Here is a 25,431-nt window from a genome sequence, read left to right as displayed (position 1 = left end):
CTCGGCCGGCGTGATCCCACCCTGACCGGATCGCGCCGGCCCCTTCCCATCTTTTCCTGCTCCACTTTCGCGCATCGACCTGACAAGGCGCACCCTCAAATCAAACTCTCCAGGCCTGATTCCAAAGCGAATCAGGCCCGTTGGCCGCCGCAGCAACGATGCTTCCCGTCAAGCTCCCACTTCCGGCCTACACCAAGACCGCCTCTAAAAAACTTCTCCCGTTGCGGGGTCCGGGGGATCATCCCCCCGGACCCCGGAGGCACTCTTCCTCTCCTCTCCCCCTCTTCCTCTCCGCACTCCCTTCCCGCACTCCCCCTCTCTCCCTCACTGGATGCACGGCTGCGGGGGTGGGGCTTCGATGGTGTCGAGGCGGGAGCCGCCGCCGGCAACGCGGCTGATGTAGAGGGATTTGACCGGGTTGCCGTCGTCGATGAAGTCGAAGGTGCCGGTGACCCCGTCGTGGGGCGGCAGTTCGAGCAGGGCCTGCGTGAGGGCTTTGGGTTCGACGGAGCCGGCCCGGGTTGCGGCTGCGACGAGCACGTCTACGGCGTCCTGGGTCAGGGCTCCGAGCTCGGTGGGCTGGCGTTTGCCGTCCCGGGCGAAGGCGGCGGAGTAGGCGGCAGCCCGCGTCCCCGGGGCTTCCTGGCGCCAGTGGTCCACGAAATACGCGCCGTCAAAGGCGGCCAGGCGGGAGACTTCCGGGCCGTCCCAGGTATCGCCGCCCATGAGGATGCCGGTGAAGCCGGCCTTGCGGGCGGCCAGGCCAAGCAGCACCGCCTCCTTGCCGGGCACCGGCAAAAGCAGGCCCTGCGGCGCACCGGCCAGGGCTTGCCCCAGGACGGCTCCGAACTGCCGGGTGCGGTCCTCGTAAAAAAACACGGACGGGCTGCCGCCGCAGGCGGTAAAGGCCTGGGCAAAGGCGGCGGTGAGGGACTGGCTGGAGAGATCGTCCTCGTTGGCAATGATGGCTACCCGGGTGAGCCCCAGTTCCCGGCTGGCCAGCCGGCCGAGCACCGTGCCCTGGAAGGCGTCGGTGAAGGCGATGCGGAAGATGTGGGGCCGCCCGGCCGTGACCACGGCAGCCGTGGACGATGGGGCAATGAGCGGGATGCCGAGGCTTTCGGCGGCCAGGGCGGCGGCATCGGCCTGGGTGCTGGCGTACGGGCCGATGATGGCGGTGACGCCGTCTTTTTCCACCAGTTTTTTGACCGCCCGGGCCGCTTCTTCCGGGGAATCCTTGTCATCGGCGATAAAGAGGCGGACCTGGCAGGGTGTGCCGTTGATGCGCGGTTGGCCGGCGGCATTGGCGGCGTCCACGGCGAACCGGGCCGCTTCCAGGGCGTCGCGTCCGGTCCGGAAGTCTTCGCCGCTGAAGGTGGCGATGAAACCCAGGCGCAGTTCCGGGGTTTTGCGGCCGAAGCAGCCGGCTATGGCGAGGAGTCCGGTTCCCAGGGCCAGGGCCGCAAGCAAGGCCGGCAACGAGGGGCGGCGGCGCTTTGGCATGGGCGCTCCTAGTCGGTCAGACGTTGGGACAAGACGGCGCCGAAATGGTCTTCCCACCAGGCCAGAAACGGCTGGTCGGTAAAAAGCGTCGGGCCAAAGACCACTTCCGGATCATACGTCCACACGGTCAGGCCGTCCAGATGGGCCGCGCCCTGGCGCAGCTTGAGATCGAAGCGCGGGCTGGTCACGATGGTTGCGGCCCGCAGCCGGATGGCATCGGCCCGCAGGTGTTCGAAGTCCTGGCGGGTGAAGCGGTGGCGGTCGTGGACGAAAAAGGCCATGCGCGGCGCGGCTTCGAGGTCGCGGCGAAAGAGATCCGGCAGGCTGTCGCGGTCGGACTCGCCAAGGACGGTGATGTACGGCTTGCCAGCCAACTCCGAGGCCTCGGCCGGGCCGTCAGGGCCGCGCCAGCGCCAGAGGTCGAAGGTCATGCCGAAAACGGGTTTGCCGTAAGCGGCCAGACGCTTTTCGGCGGCGGCCATGGCGGCAGCCATGGTGTAGGGGCCGGCGTGGATGACAAAGGCGGCGGCCTGGGACAAGACGTCTGCGCCGCGTCGCCAGGAGCCGGCCGGGAACACCCGGCCGAAGTCCGGGCCCAGGTCGTCCGGGGTGAGGATGGCCAGTTCCAGGTCCCGGCGCAGGCGCGGCTGGCCCAGGGCGTCCTGGAGCACCAGCATGTCCGGGCCGAAGGTGCGTATGGCCGAAGTGGCGGCGCTGCGCGGGTCGGCGTCGATGAGGATGCGGCCTGACGGAGCATAGCGGGCCAGCAGCGCCGCCTCGACGCCGGCCTCGTCCGGGTGGGTGCCGGGCATGACCTGGAACGGGTGGGCCGGCGGACAGCCGTCGCCGACCGGCCCGGCCACGGCCGCGCCCACTCCCCGGGCGGCGGCCCAGCCCAGGAGCCAGGAGGTCAGCAGCACCCGGCCCCGGCATTCCCGGGACATGCCGCCGACCGCCACCGTGGCGGCTGCCGGCCGGCAGACCTTGGCCAGCCCCAGGGCGAAGCACCGGGCTTCCAGGCGTCGGTAGAGGGCGAAGAGCCTGGACGGCGGGGTGAGGAGCGCCCGAAGGAGCCGGCGGCCGAGGTCGCCGGGAACCGGACGTGGAGACGCGAGGGTGGATGGGCGGGAAGGTTTGTCCCTTCGCCGCCGGGTGCGACGTGCGTTGGCCATGGCGGGGATTGCCCGTTTCCGGCCAGGGCTGGCCGGAAACGGGCATTTGGGAATGAAGAGCCTAGTCCCTGCTCGATCCGCCGCCAAAAAGGCGCAGCATCATGAGGAACAGGTTGATGAAGTCGAGGTAGAGGGTCAGCGCCCCAAGGATGGTGCCGCGCCGCACGGCCGTGGCGTCGTCGGCCGGAGCCATGTCGCCCATGACCTTGAGCTTTTGGGTGTCATAGGCGGTCAGGCCCGTGAACACCAGCACGCCCACACAGGAGATGATGAAGTCCATCATGGCGCTTTTGGTGAAGATATTGACCACCGAGGCGATGATCACGCCAATAAGGCCCATGAACATGAAGCTGCCAAGGCTGGTCAGGTCGCGTTTGGTCATGAGGCCGTACAGGCTCATGGCCCCGAACATGCCGCCGGTGACCAGGAAGGCCTTGAAGATCGTGGCCTGGGTGTAGATGATGAAGATGGAGGACAGGGTGACGCCGTTAAGCGCGCTGTAGAGCATGAAAAGAGCGCTGGCCGTGCCGGCGGACAGGCGGTTTATGGCGGCGGACAGGCCGACGACCAGGGCCAGTTCGGCGATGATCAGGCCGTAGAAAACGATGGAATTGCTAAAGACGGTCTGCATGAGGGCCGGGCTTGAGACCACAAAGACCGAAGCTGCAGCGGTGACCAGCAGACCCAGGCTCATCCAGCCGTAGACGCCGCGCATGAAGGCGTTTACAACCTCGACGCGGGACTGCGTCGTTTGCATCGAGCGGTACGGGTAGCTCATGTGAATCCTCCTGAGGAAAAACGAGACTCTATTCAGTCTATAACGCGCCGTTTGGCCGGTGGCAAGAGGTACCGGGCCAGCCGGGCGGGGAGCGCAGGGGAGCGGCATGGGGCAACGGCTTTTGGAAGTGCAGGGACTGACCACGGTGTTTGACGGCCCGGCCGGGCCGGCCACGGCTGTCGACGGCGTGGACCTGACCCTGGACCGGGGCGGGGTGCTGGCCGTGGTCGGCGAATCGGGCTGCGGCAAGACCGTGCTATCCCTGTCCATACTCGGGCTGGTGTCGCCGCCGGGCCGGGTGACGGCCGGCCGGGCGCTTTTGGACGGAGTGGACATTCTGGCCCTGCCCGAGGGCGAACGCCGCACCATCCGGGGCCGGCGGGCCTCCATGATCTTTCAGGAACCCATGACCGCGCTCAATCCCGTGCTGACCATCGGCGACCAGGTGTCCGAACCGCTGCGCGTCCATGCCGGGGCCTCGCGCGCCGAAGCGCTGGCCGCAGCCGAGGCCATGCTCGGCCGGGTGGGCCTGCCCGAGCCGCACCGCCGGCTGGCCGGCTATCCCCACGAACTTTCCGGCGGCCAGCGCCAACGGGTCATGATCGCCATGGCCCTGATGCTCTCCCCGGAGCTCCTGATTGCCGACGAGCCGACCACGGCCCTTGACGTCACGGTCCAGGGCCAGATCCTGGAACTCATGCTCGATCTGGCCCGGGACGCCGGCACAGCCATCCTGCTTGTCACCCACAATCTTGGGGTGGTGGCCCAGACCGCCGACGACGTGGCCGTCATGTATGCCGGCCGGGTGGTGGAACGCGCCCCGGTGGCAGCCTTTTTTCAAGGCCCGGCCCATCCCTATGCCCAGGGCCTGCTCGCGTCGCTGCCCCGGGTGGACGCGCCCGGACGCCGCCTGTCCCCCATTCCGGGCACGGTGCCAAGCCTTGCCGCCCTGCCCGCCGGCTGCCATTTCCATCCCCGCTGTCCCCACGCGTTTGAACCCTGTTCCCGACAGACGCCGCCGCTTATTGCCCTATCCGGCGGCCGGCAGGCGAGGTGCTGGCTCCATGCATCCTGAAGATACGGCCAAACCGCTGCTTGAACTGGCCGGCGTATCCCGGCGCTACAGTTTCAAAGAGGGCTTTTTCACCCGGCGCGAGCGGGTGGTGCGGGCGGTGGACGGGGTGGACATCGTCGTGGCTCCGGGCGAGACGCTCGGGCTTGTCGGCGAATCAGGCTGCGGCAAATCGACCCTGGCCCGCATGGCCGTCGGCCTGGAGCCGCCCAGTTCCGGCACGGTCCGTCTGGCCGGGTTCGATCCCTGGGCCGGCTCGGCAGCCCAGCGCAAGCGGTTGCCGCGTCTGGTGCAGATGATCTTTCAGGACCCGTATTCCTCGCTCAATCCGCGCCTGCCCATCGGCTGGACCGTGGCCGAGGGACTGCGGGCCATGGGCGGCCTGTCCGGCCGGGAGCGGCGGGAACGGGTGGCCGGGCTTCTGGCCCAGGTGGGCCTTTCCCCGGACCACGCCAAGCGCTTTCCCCACCAGTTTTCCGGCGGCCAGCGCCAGCGGGTGGCCATTGCCCGGGCCTTGGCCCTGTCGCCGGAGCTGTTGGTGTGCGACGAGCCGGTCTCGGCCCTGGACGTGTCGGTGCAGGCCCAGGTGCTCAACCTCCTGGCCGATCTCAAGGAGCGCCTCGGGCTGGCCTATCTGTTCATTTCCCACGATCTGGCCGTGGTTGGCCATTTAAGCGACCGGGTGGCGGTGATGTACCTGGGCCGGATCATGGAACTGGCCCCGGCCGCCGCCCTTTACGCCGGGCCGCGCCATCCGTATACCAGGGCGCTGCTCGCAGCCGTGCCGGGACTCGATCCCGGCCAACGGCGGCGGGTCGCCCTGCCCGGCGAAACGCCCAATCCGGCCGCCGCCCCGTCAGGCTGCGTGTTTCATCCCCGCTGCGACCGGGCCGTGCCCGGCTGCGCCGATGAAAGCCCGCCCCTGGCCGAGGTCGCGCCCGGACACTTTGTACGCTGCCCGCGCCTGTAGATGAGGGAAAAGAGGCCTCCGGCGGCCAAAGGGCTGAGCCCTTTGGAATCCCACCTGGAGGGAGGTTGCTGCGACCGTGCGCGCAGCCACGTTGCCGAGCGGAAGTTGGGCACGAAGAGACGGGATGAGGCCGGTGGATGACACCCCCGGACCCTGCGAAGGGGATATTTTTCAAGGGGTTGTGGGCGCTGGCTGGCAATCCGGCCGCCTGTGGGCCGGGACAGCCGCAGCAGAGGCCTGATGGCTGCCGAGACGTTTCAGAGGCGGGAACGGACAAGGCACGACACGAACGCTATGCAAGGAGAGAAAGCGATGGACGACATCGAAAGAGCCAGTCAGGAGATATTCCGGGTCTTTATGGCCGAACACTGGGTGCGGTTTTACTTCGCCATGGAAAACGAGGGTGTGGTGTTCCTCGACGTGCCGGCCGAGGCCATCGAGGCGCTCAAAGGCACTGAAGCCGCCCTGGCCGAGTTCGTTGCCGGCGTCAACGGCCAGCCCATCGACATGGAGTCCTCGCGCCGGGCTGTTGGCGAATTCGTCTTTCGAACCATGGAAGGAGGCTCCTACCCGACCGGCTTGGTGGGCCGGGCCTTTGACGGCAAATCCCTGGCCCTTATGCTCAAGCTTTTCTCGGTCTGGCTGTCCGGCCACGAGGAGATGCTCGACGCCGAGGTGCTGCCCCTGCTCGAATGGGAGCGGCTTTTCACTGCCTGGCGGCAGGACCCGGCCGTGGCCCGCTTCGCCGCCAATCTGGCCGCTGCCGGCAATCCGGCCACGCCGGCCAGTGGTGCGATCCACTAACGAAAAAAGAGTTGTTCCGGCGACGAGCCTGCGCCTGCACCCACAATACAACACAACGTACTGTGGTTTCCCATCGAGCCATTTTCCCGTTGCAGAGGTCCGGGGGGCGAAACTCCCCCCGGCCGCCGGAGCAACAGTGGTTCCCGTCAAGCTCAGACAGCAACGGTTGCGACCCCGGCCCCTTTTCTTCTTTTCTTGCGCAACTTCCGCTCGTCGACTAGGCGGCGCGCTAAGTCAGATCACACGCACCCCAGGTGGGTTTCCAAAGGGCACTGCCCTTTGGCCGCCGGAGGCTTCTTCCTCTTCCTCTCCTTCTTCCCCTTCCCCTTTTCTAACGGTACCGCCAGCCGCGCATCCGCATGCATCGGGTGAAGGCGTCTTCGTTGGCGTCGTCTTCGGCCACGTTGGCCACCCAGCGCGTGGCCTGGGCCTCGATGGTGGGGTCGTACTCGAACCGGTCCAGCCCGAAGGTGGGCGGCACGTCGCTGTTGGCTTCGGCCTTGCAGATTTCCTTGTCCCGGGCGAGGCGTTCCTTGGCCTGGGACTGGTCCACGATGTTGGGGTTGACGTAGGATTTGCCACAGCCGGCAAGGCCCAGGCCGGTTGCCAGCAGGACGGCGGCGATTGCCGCCGGGCGCAACGTCAGGTTCATGCAGTTTCCTTTGCGAACATATTTCCCCTCTGGATATTTTGTCATCTCTTCGGCTGCAACCTTTTTCCGGGGCAAGCGACATGCCTGACAGCGGCGTGTTGCCTGCCGCCGCCCGATCCATCACGCAGTCCGGAGGAATACCAATGAACGATCATCTGTCCCTGGCCTTGGAAATCGTCAAAGCCCAGGCCAAGGTCCGCAATATGGGTGAAGAGGAAATCCGATCCCTGGTGACCAAATTATCGGCGACCATACGTGGAATGGACGCTGCCGTTGCCTCACCCGCCGCCACAACGGCTGACGCCAGGAAGGCCGTCAAGGAACGAACCATCACCTGCCTGGAATCCGGCAAGCCGTTTAAGATCCTCACCCGCAAGCATCTGGCCAAATTCGGCCTGACGCCGGACGAGTACCGGGCCAAGTGGGGCTACGCCAAGGACATGCCGCTGGTGTGCAAGGCGCTGCAGCGCGAACGCCGCAAGAAAATGCGCGAACTGCGCCTGTGGGAACGTCGCGGCCAGGGCCAGACCGCAGCCTAACTGCGTGCCAAATGTTGCGGGGGGATGCCTCCGGCGGCCAAAGGGCAGTGCCCTTTGGAAACCCACCTGGGGAAGTTTGATTTGCCGGTGGGCGTTGCCGAGCCGGTAGGCGGGAGTTGCGCAAGAAATGATGATAAGGGGCCGTGTCCTTGCGGGTTGCACCGGCAATCCGCAAGGCCGCGGCCCGATGTGTTTGTCCGGGTGGCGGGGCGACTGTCCCCTTCCCGGCGGAGCAAGGCTGCCGCCCAAAGATTGGCATGGAAAAGAGTCCGCATTTCGCCTAGGTTGCCTGTAAAGAAAGCGACCGGGAAAATACTTCCCGAAATCTTGGCCGCCCCTTCGTCCCCCGCGTCGGCCGTCGTGAACCGGCGGCATACGCTGCCGCCTGCAACAGGCAGTCGGTCCCGGGTCGGCCCGCGCAACCCTGCCATTCCCCCACAGGCGACAGATCATGCGGTCGAAAAAACAGCTGCTCCTGATCAATCCCCCGGCCAATGCGGATGTCGGCAAACAACTGCATATGGAAAATCTCGGCCTCGGCTACGTTGCCGCAGCCGTTCGCCGCAATCTCGGCGACAGCCACGAGGCCCATATCTGGGATTGCTCCATTGTGGACCCGGCCGGGAAATTCATCGGCGCGCTCCTTAAAAAACTGTCCCCGGACTATGTCGGGCTGTCGCTTTCCACCATGAACGCCAACGGCGGCGTACAGGTGGCTGCGCAGATCAAGGAATTCGATCCGTCGATGCGGATTATCCTGGGCGGCGTCCTGCCCACCTCCCTTACCACCGACGAACTGCGTATTTTTTCCCCGGACGCCATTGTCCGCGGCGAGGGCGAAGCCCTGGTGTCGCCGGTCCTGACCGCTCTCGACGCCGCTGCCGGTCCTGGCGAACGGGAGGTGCTGGAAGTGTCCCAGGACGTGCCCTTGGACGTGGACGCCGTGGGCTGGCCGTCGCGGGACATGCTGCCCTGGCAGCTGCGCCTGCATCCGCAAACGAGCATCTCGGCCTCCCGGGGCTGCCCCTATCGTTGCAGCTTTTGCAGCATCCCCCAGCCCGGCGGCAAAAAGGGCTGGCGGCCGCGCAACATCGAGGATGTCGTGGCCGAGATGGAGTTTATCCACAAGCGCCACCACTGCGCCCATTTCTATTTTGTGGATGATAATTTCGTGCTGCCAACGGCCGGCTCGCGCAAACGGGCCGAGCACTTTGCCCATCTGGTCCTGGAAAAGCTGCCGGATATCCGGTTTGGCTTCATGTGCCGCTCGGCAGCCATTGAGCCGGAGCTTTTCCGGCTGCTCAAAAAGGCCGGACTGGCCGGCGTCTTTCTGGGTATTGAATCGTTTTCCCAGCCCGTGCTCGACCGCTACCGCAAGCAGGAAACCGTCGAGGAGCACATCGAGGCCATCAGCACCTTAAACGATCTCGGCATTACGACCAACCCGGGCTTCATCTTTTTTGACCAGTGGACCAAGGTGTCGGAAATAAACGACACCATAAACGTCATGAAGCGGATCCACTTCCAGTCGCTCGAATCCATGAATTCCAAGCTGACCTGCTACAAAGGGTCGGCCATTGCCGATGAGATCACGGAAAATTTTGACGAAAAACCGTCGATTGGCATCAAAAAATACGCCTTGCAGGATGCGGCCGTCAAAAAGCTGTTCGACCAATGCTGTGAAATTTTTATCAGGTGCTGCCGACCATGGACAGCTACGCCGCCTACCAGCGAAAGAGCTATTGCATGGGTTATCTGCTGCCGTATTTTCTCAATACCAGCCGGGAAGCGTTGTTTCTCAAGTATTATACGGAAAGCCACGGCTTCTGGAAGAAGGGGGAGCGGGGCGTCATGCAGTTTCTCCAGGACAGCGCCAATGCCGAGACCGACGCGGTGCGCGACATCGGACCGATCCTGGCCGAAGAAGTCGATCCCCTGTGGCGGCAGGGCAATGACACGGCCGAACGCTTTTTCCGGCTGGCCGGCGTGGTCCTTGGCAATCAACTGCGCCAGGAATCACGCTCCCAGGTCCGGCTGGCGGCCCTGGGCTTCACCTCGCCGCTGCCCGGCCTGGACATAGACGCCCTTTTTGCCCACGCCGACGCGATCCGTCCGGAAAACCGCATCGTCCTGGCCGAAAGCATGGCCCAGTATCGGGGCACCAAGGCCCAGGATGCCTTTGACTTCCTGTTTACGCAAGACAGCGACGCCGTGGCCATCGCGGCCATTGATGCCGCCCTGCGCATTTTTTACCTGCCCATCGTGCCGCTGGCCGAGGCCGCCCTGGCCGACCGGGCCGACGGCGGGTCCCCGGCCCTGCGCGACGCCGTGGCTCGGGCCAGGGCCCTTTTCCAACTGAGCTACCCGGAATATATTCTGGCCTACGGCCAGCAGGTCAACCAGGGCGGGGAGGGCAACCAGCCCACCCCCCCCGCCTCGCCGCCAACCGGCCTGGCCTGACCCCCGGCCGGCCGGGCCTCGCCTGCGTCTGGTCCGCTTATGTCCGACGATGCTGCACACCGGGGATCCGGGCCGGACCCGGCCTGCCCCGGGTCCGCTCCCGGACGGGACCGCCACGCGGCAGCCCGGCCGAACCCAAAACTTCCGCGGATGCCGGCAGCGGGCCGGTGAAGCCTGCCATGGCCGGGTTTTTCGCCCGCAGCGCCCCTTGACTGGCCGAGGTAACCGCTTATTCTAATTGGCGCTCGACGTTGCCGAGTGCTGCCGAAAACGTGCGGCAGCAGGAACGGCCCTTGACAAACACGGGCTTAAGGTGAACTGGTTTCGGCCGGATTTTACGGTCGCAAGCCTTGTTTTGGGGAGAGGATAATGCCCATCTACGAATACAAATGCACCAAGTGTGGCAAGGAATTTGAAGTGCTGCAGCGCAGCTACGATGTCGATGAAGCGCCGTGCGAGTACTGCGGCGCGCCCGGCAAGCGCTTCATGTCCAATACGTCCTTCGTGCTCAAGGGCACGGGCTGGTACGTCACCGATTACAAGGCCAACGGCGGTTGCAGCGCCTCGGGCGGCGGTGCCGGCGGCAACGGCGGCAACGGCAAGGCGTCCGACGCCCCGGCTTCCGATGCTGCCCCGGCCGCATCGCCTTGTTCTTCCGGCTCCTGTTCGTCCTGCCCCAGCGCCGGTTCGGGCGCTTCCGCCAGTTCAGACACCAGCTCCTAGCCGCCCGGCCGGCGACCCCTGAGATTTCCCGCCTGCGCCGTGTCACCGCGTTTTCTTTTTGGAAAACGGGGCGATACGGCGGGCGGCTTTGTTGCGTCCATCGTGTGGCCGGGAGGGGGAGAAAGAGTGCTCCGGCGGCCGGGGGCCTGAGGCCCCCGGACCCCCCAACGGGAGAAGTCGACTGTGGGCCGTGGCCGCCAAAGTTCACGCGCGGTGGCCAAAACTTCAGGGGAGTGCCCAGGCACTCCCTTTTTTATGCGCCGGGCAAGGCCCGCCTTCCAAGCGGCCATGGGTCGGAAAGGCGCAAGGAAAGAGGAGCTATTTCGCCAGATGCACGGCGGGAATCTCGACCGAACTGCCGAAGGCCTCGTCCATGGCCTGCTCGAACTGGCCGGCGGTGAAGAGATCGCGCAGGACGAGGGGCGCAGTGGCCCGCTGGCCGGCCGGAAAAAAGGCGGCCACCGGGATGGACTGGCTGCCCAGGGCGCGCAGGAGGGCCATGGCCGGCGGGGTCTGGCGGGTGAGGTCCACCTTCATGAACACGGCCTTGTGGCGCGCAGCCCACTGGGCCACCCGGGGCGGGGTGAGCACCGTGCGCTCGAGCAGCTTGCAGGTCGGGCACCAGTCGGCCGTAAAATCCAGGACCAGATTGTCCCGGCCCAGACGTTCGGCAAAGGTTTCCGGCGTATAGGTCACCCACTCGGCCTCAACCGGCGGGGTGTAGGTCAGGGCAAGGGCCAGCCCGCTGCCGGCCACGGCCAGGGCCGCCACGCCCATGAGCGCACCGCGAAAGGCGCTCTGGGCCAGGTGCATCCGGCCAAGAAGCGTGGCCCCAAAGGCGACCGCCCAAAAGGCGGCCAGGGTGGGCAGGATGCGCCCGGGGGGCAAAAGCGCCAGAAAATACAGGCAGGTGGCCGCCAGGACAAAGGCCATGGCCCGCTCCAGGCCCTGCATCCAGGCACCCGGCCGGGGCAGCAGGCGCACCAGCCGGGGCCAGATGGCCAAAACGGCGTAAGGCGCGGCCATGCCAAGGCCAATGGCGGCGAAAACCGTCATGATGACGTGCTGGGGTTGCAGCAGGGTCCAGGCCAGCACGCCGCCGAGAAACGGCCCGCTACAGGGGGTGGCCAGAAGCGTGGTCAGCGCGCCGGTCAGAAACGCGCCGCGCCGGGTGTGGCCCCGGGTGCCGGAAGAGATCTTGAGGTCCACCACCGGCAGATGGAAGACGCCAAAAAGGCTGAGAGACAGGGCGAAAAGCACCACTGCCACCACGATGGCCAGCCCCGGCGACTGGAACATCTCGCCCCAGGCCATGCCAAAGGCCCCGAGGATCAGGCTTAAGAGCAGAAAATAGACCACGATGCCCAGGGCGAAAAAGAAATTGTGCTCGCGCAAAATCCGCCGCCGCTCCTGCTTGCCTTCCTCGCCGCTGATGGCCAGCAGTCCGGAGAGCTTGAGGCTCACCACCGGCAGCACGCAGGGCATGAAATTGAGGATGAACCCGGCGGCAAAGGCCAGCATGGCGGCCTTTAACAGTCCGGAAACCTCCAGGGCCGGGGTGAAGGAGCGCGGGGCCAGATCGGGCGCGGCCGGCTGGGCCGACAGCAAAGCGGCCGGGGCCGGGGCCGGGGCCGAACCCTGGGGACGCAGCAGGGAGGCCGGCAGGGCCGGATCGGGACAGGCGGTCAGGGGCGAGGCCAGGGCGGCGTTTCGCAGGGCCAGGAAAAGCGGCCACCAGGGCTGGGTTTCGGCCTGCGGCAGATCGCCGGCGGCCTTCCCGCCCAGGGGCAGGGACACGGCCAGGGTCGAGGGCCAGCAACTGGTCTCCGAACAGGAGAACACCCGCACCTCGCCGCCAAGGGCCGGGGCGCTTTGGGCCTGATCGGACAGCGGCACGAAGATGGGGGTGCGGCCTTCATAGATGAGGACGGTTTTTTCCGGCTCCAGCGGGTCCGGGGTGGGGATGCCCGGGGGGAACAGGGCCGGGGCCTGGATGTCGCCGGCGGTCAGGCTGGCCCGGGCCGATTGGCCGGACTCGGCCGGTCCCACGGCGTAGGCGTGCCAGCCCGGTGCGGACACCAGGGTCAACACCGCCAGAACCTGTCCGGAAGGATCGCCCTTGGGCAGTCGGAAGAGCGCCGGCTCCAGGCTGGCCGGCAGCTGCTCCAGGGCAGCAGCCGGGGCCGGGGCAGCCGGGGATACAGGCGTGGCGGCCGGTTGGGCAACGGTCTGGATGGTCGGGACGGCGGCCGGGGCCGCAACCGCTGCGCTGTCAGGGGTTGGGGCGGCCAGGAGCCTGCCTGCCCCAAGGAACAGGCCCGCAAGGATCAGCCCGACAACAAGCAGTCCGCCAAGGGCCGGTCGAAAGTGTCGGGCACTGGGCCGGGGAGGACAGCGGTCACAATCCGCAAGGCGTCTTGGTGCCATGGCGGCGGTCCCTGGCGCGATTCCGGACGGGCGAAGCCCCCGGGATCGGCTGGTGGCGCGGCAGATCACTCGAAGCAAAACTCCAGAGTGAAATCCCCATACTCGGTGGAAAACGGAATAGCCACCACAGGACCGGAGGTGATGTGGCTGATGGTGTGGTTGTCGCCGAAAATGACGGTGGGCGTGGACGAGGACAGGTTCAGTCCAAGCTGGCTGAGTCCTGCCCGGGCCTGCCCGGAAATCATGTTGGTGATTTCGCCCACGGCGTCTTTGGCATCCTGGATGATGTCGGCAATATCGTCGCCAAGCATGTTCTTGACCACGGCAATGGCACATTTCTTGGAGAAGCTGATAGAGATACTGCCGTTGCGGTCGCCTGTCAGGCCAACGACGGCAGAAACGTCGCCGGCAGCGGCCGACGCTTTTTTGACATAAGGTTTGCCCGGTTTGGGGTCGAGTTGGGCCATCATGGTCAAAACATGCCTGGTGGCATCGACAAAGGGCTTGGCAACTTCGGCATCGGTCGGTTTCATGGGCGTCCTCGGGTTGCCTGCCTGATATGACGGCGGGCGTGTCAACGAATCAACGTATCGCGCTGCACAGTACATCAAAACCGGCGGCTCTGTCACTAGGGGGCTTGCCCGGCTTTCGCTGCCGGAAATTCGCCTTGCCACAGCGGTGCCTATTGCGTAGATATGGTAAGGGAAGGTGTTGTTTTGTTACGAAAAAAATCTGCAATACCAGCGCATTGCATAGCCTTTGGCCATGCCCCCGGACCTGTCTTCGGCCATGGTCGGGACGCGTGGGAACCCTTCCATGCCTAGACACGCCCAGGGACAAGGCGCTTACGGGGCCAAGGCCGGCAGCGGCGTAGCCGACTGGCAGGCCCTGGAGGTGCAGCTCAACCGGACCCGCGTCCTCTTGCAGGAAATTCTCGTTCATTTACAGGAAGTTCTCAAAAATCTGCGCACGGCCCGAAACGGTTCCGCCGCCTCTGCCGGCCGGACCGAGGCCGCCGGCTCCCGCTTCACCACCACCCGCGACACCCGCTTTCGCAGCCAGCAGGCCACGCCGCCGCCCGGCGCCTCGGACCGGACCTCCCGGACCCAGGCCCAGGGACCGGCCGGACCGTCGGCCGCGGCCGGTGCCTTTGAACGCAACCGCTTCAAGGCCCGTCCCCACGCCGAAGCCAAAGGCCCGACAGCCGGGCCGGGCTCGGCCGGCAGCGCCCAGGCCTCGGCCGGAGCCCAGCAGCGCCCCGGCGCCGGGCAGGCCGCTGCCGGCGAAGACAAGGCCCGCGCCAGCCACACCGGCTCGGCCCGGCCCGGCCAATCCACCTTCCGCGCCCACAGCAGCCATACCGGGACCCACCGGGAACGCCCGCGTCCGGAGGCGACCTTCCGGGCCAGGACGGCCGGCCCTGAAGCCGATTCGCGCAGCGCCGGAGCCCAGTCCCGCGCCACGGCCGGGGGCAGCGCCGGAACGCAGTCGAAAACAACGGCCGGACCGGGCCAGGCTTCCGGAGCCTTTGGCCGGACCGGGAACACCGCCGGAGCGGCCGGCAACGGCCGGGCATCGGCGCAGTCGGGCCAGCAGACGGCCGGAGCCTCGCGGCCCCATGCCCGGCCCCGGCCCGAACGCACGGCCGAAGGGTTTCGCCCGGACCGCGACCGGCAGTACCGGGCCCGGGAAATGGCCCGTAAAAACGGCATGAATCTCAAGTGCGCCTACGATATCCTGTGCCTGGATTATCCCTGCTCGGTCGATGAGATCAAAAACGCCTACCGCCACATGGCCCGGATCCACCACCCCGATCTCGGCGGCGACGAAGAAGCCATGAAAGACGTCAACGTGGCCTACGAACTGGCCATGCGCTTCTCTGCCGGCCGACGCACCGCCACTGCCTGGGCTGTTTAGCCCTTTTTCACTCGTGTATCGGGGCAAGGCCTCCGGCGGCCGGGGGAGTGAGAGAAGAGAAAGAGTGCCTCCGGCGGCCAAAGGGCTGAGCCCTTTGGAATCCCACCTGGGCGAAGTTTGAGTTGCCGGGTGCGTGACCAAGTCGAGACGCAACAGCTGCGCAAGGAAAGGCGGGCTGTGGCCTCAGGCCCGGCGGGCCACCATGATGCCGGTGCGGCCGCTGCCGCCGGCAGTTGTCGCGGCTCCGGCCCGGTCATAGGCCCGAAGCGCCCGGCCGGTTGCCGGCCCGGAGGCCGTGGCCGAGCCGGTGGCGGCCGCCCCCGAAGTCGCTCCCGCAGCCGCCAGGGAGGTCAGCACGACAGCCTGGCGGGCCAGCCCCTGGCCGCTGTCCCCGAAATCGCGCCCGGACGTGGCCGATCCGTCCGCACCGGGCTCGGACGGCGAAACCGGGGCGCTGCCCTGGTTCTGGATGGGTTGCACGCCCTGGGAGGCCCGGGCCGGTTCGGCGGCAGGACTGCTGGCCGGCGGCGTTGGCGGCGCTTCGGGCACGACCGGAGCCTGGGCCGCATACAGCCCAAGTACTCCGTAGCCGCCGCTGTCCACCGCATCGATCATGGCCTGCTCCTGTCGGTCCGCTCCGTATCACAAGGCTTATCGGCGGCCCGGGATCCCTTCTTTAGTCCGACGCGAAAATAGCCTATGCTGCTTTCCGCATGACCACTCCCGACATCGCCATTTACGCCGTCACCGAAAAAGGGGCCGCCCTGGGCAGCAGGCTCGCCGCCGCCCTCCCGGCCCGGCTCTATGCCCTGGCCCGGCTGGCCGTCCCGGACGCCAGGCCGTTTGCCGCGCTGGCGCCCCTTGTGGCCGAGGCCTTTGCCCGGCACCGCGCCCACATCTTCATCTGCGCCTGCGGCATCGCCGTACGCTCCATCGCCCCCCATGTCCGCGACAAGACATCCGATCCGGCCGTCGTCTGCCTGGACGATACGGGCCATTTCGCGATAAGCCTGCTCTCGGGCCATCTGGGCGGAGCCAACGATCTGGCCCGGCGCGTGGCCGACCTGACCGGGGCCGTGCCGGTCATCACCACGGCGACCGATGCCGCCGGCGCTCCGGCCATCGAACTGCTGGCCCGGGACCTGGGCCTTGGCCTGGACAACCCCGTGGCCACCCGCCGGATCAACGCCGCCCTGGCCGCCGGCCAGCCCGTGGCCGTCTTCGATCCCCTGGGCCTTTTTACCGTTCCAGACGCCAGGACGCTCAACTCTTTCGAGTGGGTGGCCGCCCCGGAACAGGTTGCCCCGGATACGCCCCTGGTCCTTGTGGACTGGCGCACCGGAGAGGCCACGCCAACGCGCCTGTTCCTGCGTCCCCGGGTGCTGACGGCCGGCGTGGGCTGCCGCCGGGGAACCCCGGCCGCCGACATCCTGTCCCTGCTCGACCACGTCTGCCGGGAACACCGACTGGCCCCGGGGAGCCTCGCCGCCCTGGCCAGCATCGAGGCCAAGCGCGATGAGGCCGGCCTCCTGGAAGCGGCCCGGACCCTTGGCCTGGACATCCAATTTTTCAGTGCCGGCCAACTGGCCGGCGTCAGCGTGCCCCACCCCTCGGCGGTGGTGGCCAAACACATGGGAGTTGGCAGCGTATGCGAGGCCGCGGCAATACTGGCGACGGGGGGAGGCAGACTGCTGGCCCCGAAAACAAGGACCGGCTTTTCCACGGTAGCCATCGCCCTGGCGCGCTGACCGTGGTGGGCCTTGGCCCCGGCGACCCCTCCCTCCTGGCCCCCATGGCCCAGACGGCCCTGCAGGAGGCCGACATGGTGGTCGGCTACACCGCCTATATCCAACTCGTGCCGCCGCCGCTTCTGGCCGGCAAGACCGTGGCCGCCACCGGCATGACCCATGAAGTGGCCCGCTGCCGCGCCGCCCTGGAAGCCGCCGCCGAAGGCCGCCGGGTGGTGCTCGTCTCCAGCGGCGACGCCGGGGTCTACGGAATGGCCGGACTGGCCCTGGAAATGCTGGCCGCCCTTGGCCTGGACGGGCATGTCACCTTTACCGTGGTGCCGGGCATCCCGGCCGTGTGCGCCGCAGCCGCCCTGCTCGGCGCGCCGCTCACCCACGATTTCGCCGTCATAAGCCTCTCCGACCTGCTCACTCCCTGGCCGGTCATCGAACAACGCCTGGAAGCCGTCTTTGCCGCCGATTTCGTCGTTGCCCTCTACAATCCGCGCTCGCGCCGGCGCACCGGCCACCTGCCCGCCGCCCTGGCCTGCGCCGCCCGCCACCGCAGCCCCGAAACACCCGTCGGCATGGTCAAAAGCGCCTTTCGCCCGGACCAGAAAATCCGCGTCACCCCGCTGGCCGAAGCCGACCCCGCCTGGGCCGACATGCTCACCCTGGTCATTGTCGGCAACAGCGCCAGCCGCATGGCCGCCGGCCGCATCCTGACGCCGCGCGGCTATGCCGGCAAGTACGACCTGGGGCAGTGATTTCCCACTGCAACAGGGCGGAATGTACCGTCTTATCCGGACGGTACACCTTGACAGGCTGTCCGGGCTGGCCGTACACCCTCTAAGTGAAAAATTATTCTTGGAAGGAGGTGTGAGGGATGAGAAAAGCGTTGTTATCGTGTGTCATGTGCGCAGCGTTGGTGGGCTTCGTGGGTCTGCCCGTCGTGCAGGCCGTGGATGCTCCGGCTGATGGCATCGTCAAGGCCCCCGAGGGCATGACCGCCACCCAGGCCCCGGTGAAGTTTTCCCACAAAGGCCACGCCAAGGTCGACTGCAAAGTCTGCCACCACAAAGGTGAAGCCTCGCAGAAGTGCGCTTCGGCCGGCTGCCATGACAGCACCGATCCCAAGGACAAGACCAGCGACAAATCGTTCTACCGTGCCTTCCATGACATGAAGAGCGAAAAGAGCTGCGTCGGCTGCCACAAGAAGGAAGCCAAGGGCCCCACCAAGTGCCCTGAATGCCATCCCAAGAAGGAAGGCGCCTAAACTCCACGACGGTGCAGGCCGGGGGCCTATCCCCCGGCCTTGCGCCCCCCATTGACGCCTAACGGCCGAGGTATCCCATGGCGACCGACAAACCCCTTCCCGACACCGACGACGACATCATCGACCTCACCGACTTCGTGGAAGAGGGAACCGACACCAAAAGCACGGCCGGCGACAATGACGTCGACATGAGCTTCGAACAGGAACTCGACGACCTCTTCGGCGACGCCGAACCCATGCCCGCCAAATCCGCACCGGCTGCACCGGCCGCCACGGCCGATGCCGAGGCCGACGACGACCTGTTCGATCTGGCCGGCTTCGAAGTGGCCGACGACGACGCCAAACCCGCCGCTGCGGGCGCTGCCGACGACGACGACATCATGGACCTCACGGGCCTTGGCCTCGACGAACCCGACAGCGCCGGCCCGGGCGAGCTTGATTTCGACGACGACAAGCCCGCCGCCCCCGCCAAGGCCGCCGCCCCCGCCGCTGCGGACGACGACGCCCTGGATATTTCCGACGTCAGCTTCGATGACCTGGGCCTCGACGACACCCCCAAGGCCAAAGACGCTGCCGACAGCTTCGATGCCCTCGATTTCAGCGACCTCGAAGAAAAATCCGACGCCACCCCGGACAGCCCGGAGCAGCAAACACCCGAAGCCATCGCCGCCGTCCTCACCGAAACCGATGACGACGCCGACTCGGGCGTGTCCGACGCCGACCTCGACGCCCTGCTGGCCGAACCCGACGCCAACGACACAGCCATGCCCGACCTGCTCGGCACATTGCCCGACTCCCCGGATGTCGGCCTGCCCGATAGGGCAGACATGGCAGAAGCTGCCGCCGCCCCCGAACTCGCCGAAGCACAAGACGATGCCGGCATCCCGGCCGCAGCCATGGCCGCCGCAGCCGTGCCGCTGGCCGCCATGGCCGTCGCCGCCACCGCCAGAGCCGACAACGGCCCCTCGGTCGGCGGCATCGACCTCGGGGCACTCGACACCCTCATCGACTCGTCCAAGGCTCCCCAGGCCCAATCCGAGGCCCAGACCGGCTCCGACCAGGCCCTGGCCCTGCGCCTGGCCGCCCTGGAAGCCGCCACCGCCGACCTCGGCCAACGCCTCGACGCCATTCCCGAGGTCCCGGACGAGAACACCCTGGCCGTGGCCCTGGCCGCCCGGCTCGAAGGAGCCCTGGCCCTGCGCCTGGAAACCCTCCTCGCCAGCCACAGCACGGCCCCGGACCTGGGCGACCTCAAGGCCGGAATCCTCGAAGAACTGCACACCACCCTGGCCGAACACCTCGACGCCCTGCGAAGCGAACTGCCGGCCACCAGCGACCTGGCCCGCAACGACGACGTGACCGGCGCCCTGGACAGCCTGCGCGAAGCCGTCACCCGCCTGGAAGCCCTGTCCCAGGGACGACACATCCAGTTCGAAGACTTCGCCCAGAACATGGAAACCCGCATCGCCGAAGTGCGCCGGGAACTGCCGGACCCCGATGATTTCGTCACCGCCAAACGCCTCACCGAAGCCCTGGACAGCCTGCGCGAAACCCTGGCCGACGATCTGGCCGAACGCCTGCAAACCGCCAGCGACGGCCTCGATACCCTGGCCGGCCGCATCGAAGCCCTGGAAACAGACCGCATCGACCCCGATACGCTGGCCGAAAAACTGCGCACCACCCTGGCCGACGACCTGACCGCCAGCCTTGAGGCACAACTCCAGACCGCCGCCACAACTGCCCGCGGCGAGATCGAAAGCCTGGGCGAAGCCCTGAGCTCGCGCATCGAAACCCTGGAAACCGACCGCATCGACCCCGAAGCACTGGCCGAAAAACTGCGTGCCAGCCTGCTCGCCGACGCCGCCGATCCCAAGGCCCTCAAAGACGCCGCCGAAACCGCCGCCCAGGCCAAAGCCGATGCCCAGAAAGCCCTGGACGGACTCGACGCCCGCCTGACACCCGGCGACCTCGACGCCGCCCTCAACAAGCTGCGCAGCGACTTGACCGCCGAGATGGCCGCCGAAATGGAACGCACCGTGCCGAAAGCGGCAGCCGCCGTCATCCGCGAAGAGATCGCAGCCCTGTTGCAGGAGTTTGAAGGGTAAGTTGCGTTGAGAGAAGAGATGAAAAGAGAAGTGAAGAGATAGAAGAAGACAAGAGAAGAGAAGATGCCTCCGGCGGCCGGGGGGTCACCCCCCCGGACCCCTGAATGGGGGAAGCGGGTGGCGGCAAGGCCGGTTCGCGTGAGCGTGAGAGAATGGGTGTTGGAATTGGGGGCCGATGCGCCCGGCGCTGGCGCGCCAGACACATCGCCCCCAATTCCAACACCCACCTCGCCAGCGGCCGAAGGATCTGGCGCAAGCAAAGCCTTGTGCCAGATCCTTCGGCCGCATTTCGTTGGAGAAAGAGCGACCGGATAGGCGTGGGCCAACCCCGGTCTGCCTTGCCCGCTTGCAGGTTTTCCAGGGCAAAACGACACAGCGCTTTGCCAAATTCCAGCGGATTTTCAATGGAGCCTTGTCCACCCGGGCTATCCCGCCGTTGACTGTCTTTCCGCGCCTCCGCGCCCTTCCCGGTCCCTTACCCCGTCCGCACCATGCGCCCCCATCCAGGGGGTCCGGGGGGGATGATCCCCCCCGGCAGGTCCAGGACAGCGTCCTGGCAGGGTCCGGGGCAGCGCCCCGGCAGGGTCCGGGACAGCGTCCCGGCGGCAGGGTCCGGGGGAGCGTCCCGGCGGTCTTTATTCGTATTTCCTGGCGTAGGCGGCGTCGTTGTAGAGGGCTTCGCCGTGGGTTTCTTTGCCGAAGGTATTGATGATGGTTTGTCCTTTGGGGGAGGCGACGAAAGTGATGAAGCCTGCGGCCAGATCGGAGGCGGGCTTGCCGTCTTTCTGGGCGCACAGGGCGTGGTAGGTATTGACGAGTTTTTTATCGCCGGAGAACAGGATGGCGAGTTTGGGGGTATTGTTTTTTTCGGCGGCCCAGGTGCTGCTGTCGGTCATGAAGTAGCCGTCTTCGTCGTTGGCGCGTTTGAGGGTGGCGGTCATGAAGGCTTTGGTGACGATGTACCAGTCGCCGTTTGGTTCGATGCCGGCGTCTTTCCAGGTATCCATTTCTTTTTTGTGGGTCCCGGAGTTATCGCCGCGCGAGAAGAATTTGGCTTGGGCTTGGGCGATTTTCCGGTAGGCGTCGGCGGCGGTGGCGGCTTTGGCGATGCCGGCGGGGTCGTTGGCCGGTCCGACGATGAAGAATTCATTGGAGCCGATGAGGCTTGAGCATCCGGCCCAGCCTTCGGCCACGGCTTTTTTCTCGGCGGCCGGGGCGTGGACCATGATCATGTCGGTTTCGCCGTTTTTGAGCATATCGAGGGACTGGCCGGAGCCGGCTTTGATCCAGTCGAGGCGGCATTGGTTTGCGGTGCAGTAGGCTTCGCCGAGGACGCGCAGGAGGCCGAGTTCGCCGGGGCTTCCGGTGGCCAGGGTGAAGGTTTTGGGGCCGGGACCGTAGCTCTCTTCGACTTTGGGGCCGGCGTGTGCAGTGACGGCGAGCAGGCACAGGCACAGGCACAGGGCCGGAAGGCTGCTGCTGGTGCGCATGGGGGGTCTCCTTCTTTTGGGGAATCGTGATTCAAAATAACAGCACTTTGTGGGTTGAAGTCAAGAAAATCAATTCGAATCAGGCTCTTATGTCATTTCTAACAAAGCCCCGCCTCTACTTCCGGGGGCTTTACACGTAATGCTGTTACGTGTTTTTATCGCATCCCCACACTCCACGTTCATTGGGAACACACATGGCCCGGATTGACTTCAACTTGCTTTTTGGCCGCAGGCTGCGGCATTTGCGGCGCTTGTGCGGCCTGACCCAGGCCGGACTGGCCGTGCAGTCGGGTGTTTCCCTTGAGCATTTGAACAAGATCGAGCGGGGGGCGGCCGCACCGTCCCTGGCAGTGGTCGAGGCATTTTGCCGGGCGCTTGCGGTGGAGCCGGCGGTGTTGTTTCTGTTTGGCCGCGACGAGGGGGATGATCCTGACGCGGCAGGCATAGACTGGGCTGCGGCCCACGCCCGGCAGGGGTTTTTCGCCTGGCAGCCGGAGAGCGGGATGATGCGGGTGGCCGGATCGCTGCGCCGGCTGCTGGGCTATTCCGGCAAAGCGCGCCAGGAACCGTTGCAGGCTTTTTTCGATGCGGTCTTCCCCAAGGCGGCCGCGGCAACGGCGGCCGCGCTGAGCGCCCTGACCAGCCCGGGCGACCGCCAGACGCTGGGCGTGCTCTTTTGCCGCCGCGATGGCGAGATGCGCCATGGGTCGCTTATGGTGGAGCTGGTGGGCAACAACCGCGAGGGCCTGTGGGGTGTCGGCGTGCTGGCCGACGTGTCCGAACCGTACCGTCTGGAGCGGGTGGTGCGGGCCGAGGCTGCCCTGGTTGATCGCCGGGTCCGCGAGCGCACGGTCCGGCTGGAACGGACCATGGAACGGCTGCGCCGGGAAAAAGCCGAACTGGCCGAGCGGGAGCACCGCTACCAGGAAATTTTCGACAACGCCCCCCTGGGCATTGCCCTGACCACCCCCCAAGGCCGCTATCTCGAGGCCAACATGGCCCTGGCCCGGCTGTACGGGTATGATTCGCCAGCCCAACTGGCCCGCACGGTCAAGGATATTTCCGGCCAGCTCTATGCCGACCCGGCCACGCGCGACGACATGATGCGCCAGTTGGCCGAAAAGGGCCGGATGCTGCGCTTCGAGGCTTCGGTGCGGCGGCGCGACGGCACGCTGCTGGCCACCCGGCGCAATGTCCGGGCGGTGGCCGGCCCCGATGGCGAGGTCGCCTATTACGAGCATTTCGTCCAGGATTCTTCGGCCCTGGAGAGCGCCGAGCATGATCTGCGCCGCTATGCCCGCATCATTGCCGCCTCGTCGGATCTGGTGGCCCTGGTGGACCGCGATGGCCGGTATCTGTTTGTCAACGACGCCTATGTGGCGGCCTATGGCCTCAGTCAGGAAGCCATCGTCGGCCGCCATGTCGCGGCTTTTCTCGGGCAAACCTACTTCGACGAGGTCATGGCCCCGCGGATGGCCGAGTGTTTAAGCGGCAAAAGTGTCCGGTTCGAGCGCTGGCTGCAGTTGGATGGCCTGGGCCGCCGCTATCTCTCCATCCACTATTCCCCCTGGTCCGAGGAAGGACTCGACCAGCGCTGCGTGGTCATAAATGCCCGGGATATGACCGAGACCAGACTGGCTGTGGAGGAACTGCGCGACAGTGAAAAAACCACCTCCATCCTCTACCGGGTCTCCAGCGCCGTGGCCACGGAAGAGGACATGGACAGCCTGTTTACGGCCATCCGCAACATCCTTGGCGAAGCTGTGGACGTGCATGAATTTTCCATTGCCCTGGTCGACCGGGACAACGACTGCCTCGACTATATGCTCTTTGACAGCCAGGAGGAACCGCAGCCGCCGCCCCTGACCGGTCTGGCCCACCGGCTCACCCCGCTGACCCGGGACAATTTCAGCGACTTCAAGGAAACGAGTGTGCAGATCGAAGTCATGCGCACAGCCCATCCCCTCCTCGTAACCCGGCGGGGGATGCGCCTGACCGGCCTGACCTGCCCCGGCACCCGCACCCCCGAGGTCTGGCTTGGCGTCCCCATCCGGGTGCGCCAGGAGGTGCTCGGGGTCATGGCCGTGATGCACTTTTCCGATGCCGCCCGTTACGGCAAAAAGGAAGCCGAGCTGCTCCTGTCCGTGGCCGAACAGCTGGCCCTTGGCGTGGAGCGACGACGCACCCTCCAGGCCCTGCAGGCGGCCAAGGAGGAAGCCGACCGGGCCAATCAGGCCAAAAGCCGGTTCCTGGCCAGCATGAGCCATGAAATCCGCACGCCCATGAACGCCATCCTGGGCCTGACCGACGTGACGCTTCGCACCACGCTCACTTTGGAGCAGCGCGACTACATGGAAACGGTCCAGCAGTCGGCCCAGCATCTGCTTGGCATTTTAAACGACATCCTGGATTTCTCCAAAATCGAGGCCCACCAGATGCAACTGGAGTTGGTGGACTACGATCTGCACGAGCTGGCGCGTTCGGTCGTCAAGACGCTTGGCGTCTCGGCCCGCAGCAAGAACCTGTGGCTCAATCTGGATATCACTGCCGGCGTGCCCCGCGCCGTGCGCGGCGATCCCGGCAAGATCCGCCAGATCCTGGTCAATCTGGTCGGCAACGCCGTCAAGTTCACCGCCTCCGGCGGCGTGTCCCTGCGGCTTTGCCATGCCTCGCCGGACGCCAGCCAGCCGCCCCGGCTGGACTTTGCCGTGGCCGATACCGGCATCGGCATTGAGCCGGCCCTGTTTGCCACCATTTTCGAGAGCTTCCGCCAGGCCGACAATTCCACGGCCCGGCACTACGGCGGCACCGGCCTCGGGCTGGCCATCAGCCGGGAAATGGCCCAGCTCATGGGAGGCAACATCACCGTGGCCTCGGCCCCGGGCAAGGGCAGTTGTTTCACCCTGACCGTCCCCTTTGTCCCTGGCCGGCCGGCTACGGCCCACCCATCCCGCCAGCCTGGCCGGTGGCGCAGCCTGCGGGTGCTTCTGGCCGAGGACAACCCGGTCAACATCAAGCTCATGAACATCCATCTCAACAAGCTCGGCCACGAGTCCGTGGTTGCCACCTCTGGTGAGGCGGCCCTGGCCCTCTTGGCCGAGTCGTGCTTCGATCTGGTGCTGATGGATATCGAGATGCCGTCCATGGACGGCCTGACCGCCGCCCGCCTGATCCGGGCCGGCGGCCGGCCCGATGCCCCGGTCACAGATCCCGAGGTGCCCATTGTGGCCGTCACCGCCCATGTGTCCCAGGAGGTGCGCCAGGCCTGCACCGCGGCCGGGATGAACGCCTACATCGGCAAGCCCATCAATCTCGACGAGCTGGCTTCGACCATCGACCAGCTTACCTCCCAGGATTCAGCGGGCCAAGCGGCGAGGCCGGCGGCAGCGGTCGTGCCGCCGGCCTCGCCGGCCCAGTGCCCTGGCCCGGCCACCGGCCCTGTGGGCGTGCTGGACACGGACTGGGCCTTGGCCCGGCTCGGCATCGATACGGCGATGTTCGGCCCGATTCTGGTTATTTCCTTGCAGGAATTGCAAAAACGCCTGGATGCGGTGGACCGCGCCCTGGCCGAGCAGGACATGGCCGGACTGGCCCTTAACGGCCACACCATGAAATCGGCGGCAGCCACCATCGGCGCAGCCGAGTGCCAGGGACTGGCCGCCGCCCTTGAACTGGCCGGCAACCAACAAGATTTTGCCCAGGCGGCCAATCTGGCCGCCCGGCTCCGAAAGGCCGTTGACGCCGTGCTGGCTGCTGCCGGGCAACCTTGACGCCACCAGTCGCATTTGCGACAAATACAGATTACGCTCCGCCAGC

Annotated in this window: 21 protein-coding genes; 13 read left to right on the top strand and 8 right to left on the bottom strand. The window is 66.5% G+C overall.

Features of this window, described 5'->3' with window-relative positions; all coding sequences use genetic code 11:
• Positions 1 to 324: 324 nt before the first annotated feature.
• The 3 genes from DVDV_RS05140 to DVDV_RS05130 all read right to left on the bottom strand — a co-directional run bounded on the left by DVDV_RS05140 (position 325) and on the right by DVDV_RS05130 (position 3,453).
• A complete protein-coding gene (locus DVDV_RS05140) occupies positions 325 to 1,503 on the bottom strand; it encodes an ABC transporter substrate-binding protein (protein WP_075353642.1) in 1,179 nt (392 codons plus the stop codon).
• An 8-nt stretch (positions 1,504 to 1,511) separates the two neighbouring features.
• Positions 1,512 to 2,675, bottom strand: coding sequence for a tetraacyldisaccharide 4'-kinase (locus tag DVDV_RS05135; RefSeq protein ID WP_075353641.1), 1,164 nt, complete (start codon positions 2,673 to 2,675; stop codon positions 1,512 to 1,514).
• Positions 2,676 to 2,736: 61 nt separating this feature from the next.
• The gene (locus tag DVDV_RS05130) at positions 2,737 to 3,453 is read right to left on the bottom strand and encodes a Bax inhibitor-1/YccA family protein (protein WP_075353640.1); all 717 of its coding nucleotides are present in this window, start codon (positions 3,451 to 3,453) and stop codon (positions 2,737 to 2,739) included.
• Between the two features lie 106 nt (positions 3,454 to 3,559).
• On the opposite strand from DVDV_RS05130, the gene DVDV_RS05125 reads away from it, so the two are divergent.
• The 3 genes from DVDV_RS05125 to DVDV_RS05115 all read left to right on the top strand — a co-directional run bounded on the left by DVDV_RS05125 (position 3,560) and on the right by DVDV_RS05115 (position 6,299).
• Positions 3,560 to 4,528 (top strand): ABC transporter ATP-binding protein, encoded by a 969-nt coding sequence (locus tag DVDV_RS05125; protein ID WP_075353639.1) that lies wholly within the window; start codon positions 3,560 to 3,562, stop codon positions 4,526 to 4,528.
• Positions 4,518 to 5,495, top strand: a complete 978-nt coding sequence (locus DVDV_RS05120; protein ID WP_075353638.1) for an ABC transporter ATP-binding protein — start codon at positions 4,518 to 4,520, stop codon at positions 5,493 to 5,495. The genes DVDV_RS05125 and DVDV_RS05120 overlap by 11 nt, the downstream gene beginning before the upstream one ends.
• 312 nt (positions 5,496 to 5,807) lie before the next feature.
• Complete coding sequence (locus tag DVDV_RS05115; protein WP_075353637.1) at positions 5,808 to 6,299, top strand: hypothetical protein; 492 nt, start codon at positions 5,808 to 5,810, stop codon at positions 6,297 to 6,299.
• A gap of 331 nt (positions 6,300 to 6,630) precedes the next feature.
• Here DVDV_RS05115 and DVDV_RS05110 read toward each other — a convergent pair whose 3' ends face one another.
• A complete protein-coding gene (locus DVDV_RS05110; RefSeq protein ID WP_075353636.1) occupies positions 6,631 to 6,951 on the bottom strand; it encodes a hypothetical protein in 321 nt (106 codons plus the stop codon).
• A gap of 143 nt (positions 6,952 to 7,094) precedes the next feature.
• Here DVDV_RS05110 and DVDV_RS05105 point away from each other — a divergent pair, with 143 nt between their 5' ends.
• From DVDV_RS05105 to DVDV_RS05090, 4 genes are all read left to right on the top strand, one after another.
• A complete protein-coding gene (locus tag DVDV_RS05105) occupies positions 7,095 to 7,490 on the top strand; it encodes a MucR family transcriptional regulator (RefSeq protein WP_075353635.1) in 396 nt (131 codons plus the stop codon).
• 451 nt (positions 7,491 to 7,941) lie between these two features.
• The gene (locus DVDV_RS05100; protein ID WP_075353634.1) at positions 7,942 to 9,570 is read left to right on the top strand and encodes a radical SAM protein; all 1,629 of its coding nucleotides are present in this window, start codon (positions 7,942 to 7,944) and stop codon (positions 9,568 to 9,570) included.
• Entirely contained in the window at positions 9,477 to 9,950 is a 474-nt protein-coding gene (locus tag DVDV_RS22680) for a hypothetical protein (protein WP_075353633.1), read from the top strand. Before DVDV_RS05100 ends, DVDV_RS22680 begins: the two co-directional genes overlap by 94 nt.
• A 369-nt stretch (positions 9,951 to 10,319) precedes the next feature.
• A complete protein-coding gene (locus DVDV_RS05090) occupies positions 10,320 to 10,673 on the top strand; it encodes an FmdB family zinc ribbon protein (RefSeq protein WP_075353632.1) in 354 nt (117 codons plus the stop codon).
• Between the two features lie 318 nt (positions 10,674 to 10,991).
• Here the strand turns inward: DVDV_RS05090 and DVDV_RS05085 are convergent, their stop codons facing one another.
• Both DVDV_RS05085 and DVDV_RS05080 read right to left on the bottom strand, forming a co-directional pair.
• Positions 10,992 to 13,100 carry a protein-disulfide reductase DsbD gene (locus tag DVDV_RS05085; RefSeq protein ID WP_254845259.1) on the bottom strand — a complete coding sequence of 703 codons (2,109 nt, stop codon included), beginning with the start codon at positions 13,098 to 13,100 and terminating at the stop codon, positions 10,992 to 10,994.
• A 65-nt stretch (positions 13,101 to 13,165) separates the two neighbouring features.
• A complete protein-coding gene (locus DVDV_RS05080) occupies positions 13,166 to 13,633 on the bottom strand; it encodes a chemotaxis protein CheX (RefSeq protein WP_043636593.1) in 468 nt (155 codons plus the stop codon).
• 283 nt (positions 13,634 to 13,916) lie between these two features.
• On the opposite strand from DVDV_RS05080, the gene DVDV_RS05075 reads away from it, so the two are divergent.
• A complete protein-coding gene (locus DVDV_RS05075; RefSeq protein ID WP_075353631.1) occupies positions 13,917 to 15,017 on the top strand; it encodes a DnaJ domain-containing protein in 1,101 nt (366 codons plus the stop codon).
• Positions 15,018 to 15,200: 183 nt separating this feature from the next.
• Here the strand turns inward: DVDV_RS05075 and DVDV_RS05070 are convergent, their stop codons facing one another.
• Complete coding sequence (locus DVDV_RS05070) at positions 15,201 to 15,632, bottom strand: hypothetical protein (RefSeq protein ID WP_075353630.1); 432 nt, start codon at positions 15,630 to 15,632, stop codon at positions 15,201 to 15,203.
• Between the two features lie 98 nt (positions 15,633 to 15,730).
• On the opposite strand from DVDV_RS05070, the gene DVDV_RS05065 reads away from it, so the two are divergent.
• From DVDV_RS05065 to DVDV_RS23760, 4 genes are all read left to right on the top strand, one after another.
• On the top strand, positions 15,731 to 16,765 hold the full coding sequence (locus DVDV_RS05065; protein WP_075353629.1) for a cobalt-precorrin 5A hydrolase: 1,035 nt from the start codon (positions 15,731 to 15,733) through the stop codon (positions 16,763 to 16,765).
• A gap of 2 nt (positions 16,766 to 16,767) precedes the next feature.
• Positions 16,768 to 17,511 (top strand): precorrin-3B C(17)-methyltransferase, encoded by a 744-nt coding sequence (cobJ, locus tag DVDV_RS05060; protein ID WP_075353628.1) that lies wholly within the window; start codon positions 16,768 to 16,770, stop codon positions 17,509 to 17,511.
• A gap of 119 nt (positions 17,512 to 17,630) precedes the next feature.
• Positions 17,631 to 18,020, top strand: coding sequence for a cytochrome c3 family protein (locus DVDV_RS05055; protein ID WP_075353627.1), 390 nt, complete (start codon positions 17,631 to 17,633; stop codon positions 18,018 to 18,020).
• 77 nt (positions 18,021 to 18,097) lie between these two features.
• Entirely contained in the window at positions 18,098 to 20,125 is a 2,028-nt protein-coding gene (locus tag DVDV_RS23760) for a hypothetical protein (RefSeq protein ID WP_075353626.1), read from the top strand.
• A 635-nt stretch (positions 20,126 to 20,760) separates the two neighbouring features.
• Here the strand turns inward: DVDV_RS23760 and DVDV_RS05045 are convergent.
• Positions 20,761 to 21,615 carry a substrate-binding domain-containing protein gene (locus DVDV_RS05045; RefSeq protein ID WP_075353625.1) on the bottom strand — a complete coding sequence of 285 codons (855 nt, stop codon included), beginning with the start codon at positions 21,613 to 21,615 and terminating at the stop codon, positions 20,761 to 20,763.
• Positions 21,616 to 21,809: 194 nt separating this feature from the next.
• Here DVDV_RS05045 and DVDV_RS05040 point away from each other — a divergent pair, with 194 nt between their 5' ends.
• On the top strand, positions 21,810 to 25,385 hold the full coding sequence (locus DVDV_RS05040) for a PAS domain S-box protein (protein ID WP_075353624.1): 3,576 nt from the start codon (positions 21,810 to 21,812) through the stop codon (positions 25,383 to 25,385).
• The last annotated feature ends 46 nt before the right edge of the window (positions 25,386 to 25,431 follow it).

This window comes from Desulfovibrio sp. DV (assembly GCF_001936595.1).
In the GTDB taxonomy this organism is placed as follows: Bacteria; Desulfobacterota; Desulfovibrionia; order Desulfovibrionales; family Desulfovibrionaceae; genus Solidesulfovibrio.
Note: the sequence above shows the minus strand (reverse complement) of the source record. Positions and strands in the feature narration are given on the sequence as shown.

What these genes read in the sequence shown, in the direction of transcription:
- DVDV_RS05140 (WP_075353642.1), bottom strand. Translation starts at nt 1,503, where the DNA reads ATGCCAAAGCGCCGCCGCCCCTCGTTGCCGGCCTTGCTTGCGGCCCTG.
- DVDV_RS05135 (WP_075353641.1), bottom strand. Translation starts at nt 2,675, where the DNA reads ATGGCCAACGCACGTCGCACCCGGCGGCGAAGGGACAAACCTTCCCGC.
- DVDV_RS05130 (WP_075353640.1), bottom strand. Translation starts at nt 3,453, where the DNA reads ATGAGCTACCCGTACCGCTCGATGCAAACGACGCAGTCCCGCGTCGAG.
- DVDV_RS05125 (WP_075353639.1), top strand. Translation starts at nt 3,560, where the DNA reads ATGGGGCAACGGCTTTTGGAAGTGCAGGGACTGACCACGGTGTTTGAC.
- DVDV_RS05120 (WP_075353638.1), top strand. Translation starts at nt 4,518, where the DNA reads ATGCATCCTGAAGATACGGCCAAACCGCTGCTTGAACTGGCCGGCGTA.
- DVDV_RS05115 (WP_075353637.1), top strand. Translation starts at nt 5,808, where the DNA reads ATGGACGACATCGAAAGAGCCAGTCAGGAGATATTCCGGGTCTTTATG.
- DVDV_RS05110 (WP_075353636.1), bottom strand. Translation starts at nt 6,951, where the DNA reads ATGAACCTGACGTTGCGCCCGGCGGCAATCGCCGCCGTCCTGCTGGCA.
- DVDV_RS05105 (WP_075353635.1), top strand. Translation starts at nt 7,095, where the DNA reads ATGAACGATCATCTGTCCCTGGCCTTGGAAATCGTCAAAGCCCAGGCC.
- DVDV_RS05100 (WP_075353634.1), top strand. Translation starts at nt 7,942, where the DNA reads ATGCGGTCGAAAAAACAGCTGCTCCTGATCAATCCCCCGGCCAATGCG.
- DVDV_RS05090 (WP_075353632.1), top strand. Translation starts at nt 10,320, where the DNA reads ATGCCCATCTACGAATACAAATGCACCAAGTGTGGCAAGGAATTTGAA.
- DVDV_RS05085 (WP_254845259.1), bottom strand. Translation starts at nt 13,100, where the DNA reads ATGGCACCAAGACGCCTTGCGGATTGTGACCGCTGTCCTCCCCGGCCC.
- DVDV_RS05080 (WP_043636593.1), bottom strand. Translation starts at nt 13,633, where the DNA reads ATGAAACCGACCGATGCCGAAGTTGCCAAGCCCTTTGTCGATGCCACC.
- DVDV_RS05075 (WP_075353631.1), top strand. Translation starts at nt 13,917, where the DNA reads ATGCCTAGACACGCCCAGGGACAAGGCGCTTACGGGGCCAAGGCCGGC.
- DVDV_RS05070 (WP_075353630.1), bottom strand. Translation starts at nt 15,632, where the DNA reads ATGATCGATGCGGTGGACAGCGGCGGCTACGGAGTACTTGGGCTGTAT.
- DVDV_RS05065 (WP_075353629.1), top strand. Translation starts at nt 15,731, where the DNA reads ATGACCACTCCCGACATCGCCATTTACGCCGTCACCGAAAAAGGGGCC.
- DVDV_RS05055 (WP_075353627.1), top strand. Translation starts at nt 17,631, where the DNA reads ATGAGAAAAGCGTTGTTATCGTGTGTCATGTGCGCAGCGTTGGTGGGC.
- DVDV_RS23760 (WP_075353626.1), top strand. Translation starts at nt 18,098, where the DNA reads ATGGCGACCGACAAACCCCTTCCCGACACCGACGACGACATCATCGAC.
- DVDV_RS05045 (WP_075353625.1), bottom strand. Translation starts at nt 21,615, where the DNA reads ATGCGCACCAGCAGCAGCCTTCCGGCCCTGTGCCTGTGCCTGTGCCTG.
- DVDV_RS05040 (WP_075353624.1), top strand. Translation starts at nt 21,810, where the DNA reads ATGGCCCGGATTGACTTCAACTTGCTTTTTGGCCGCAGGCTGCGGCAT.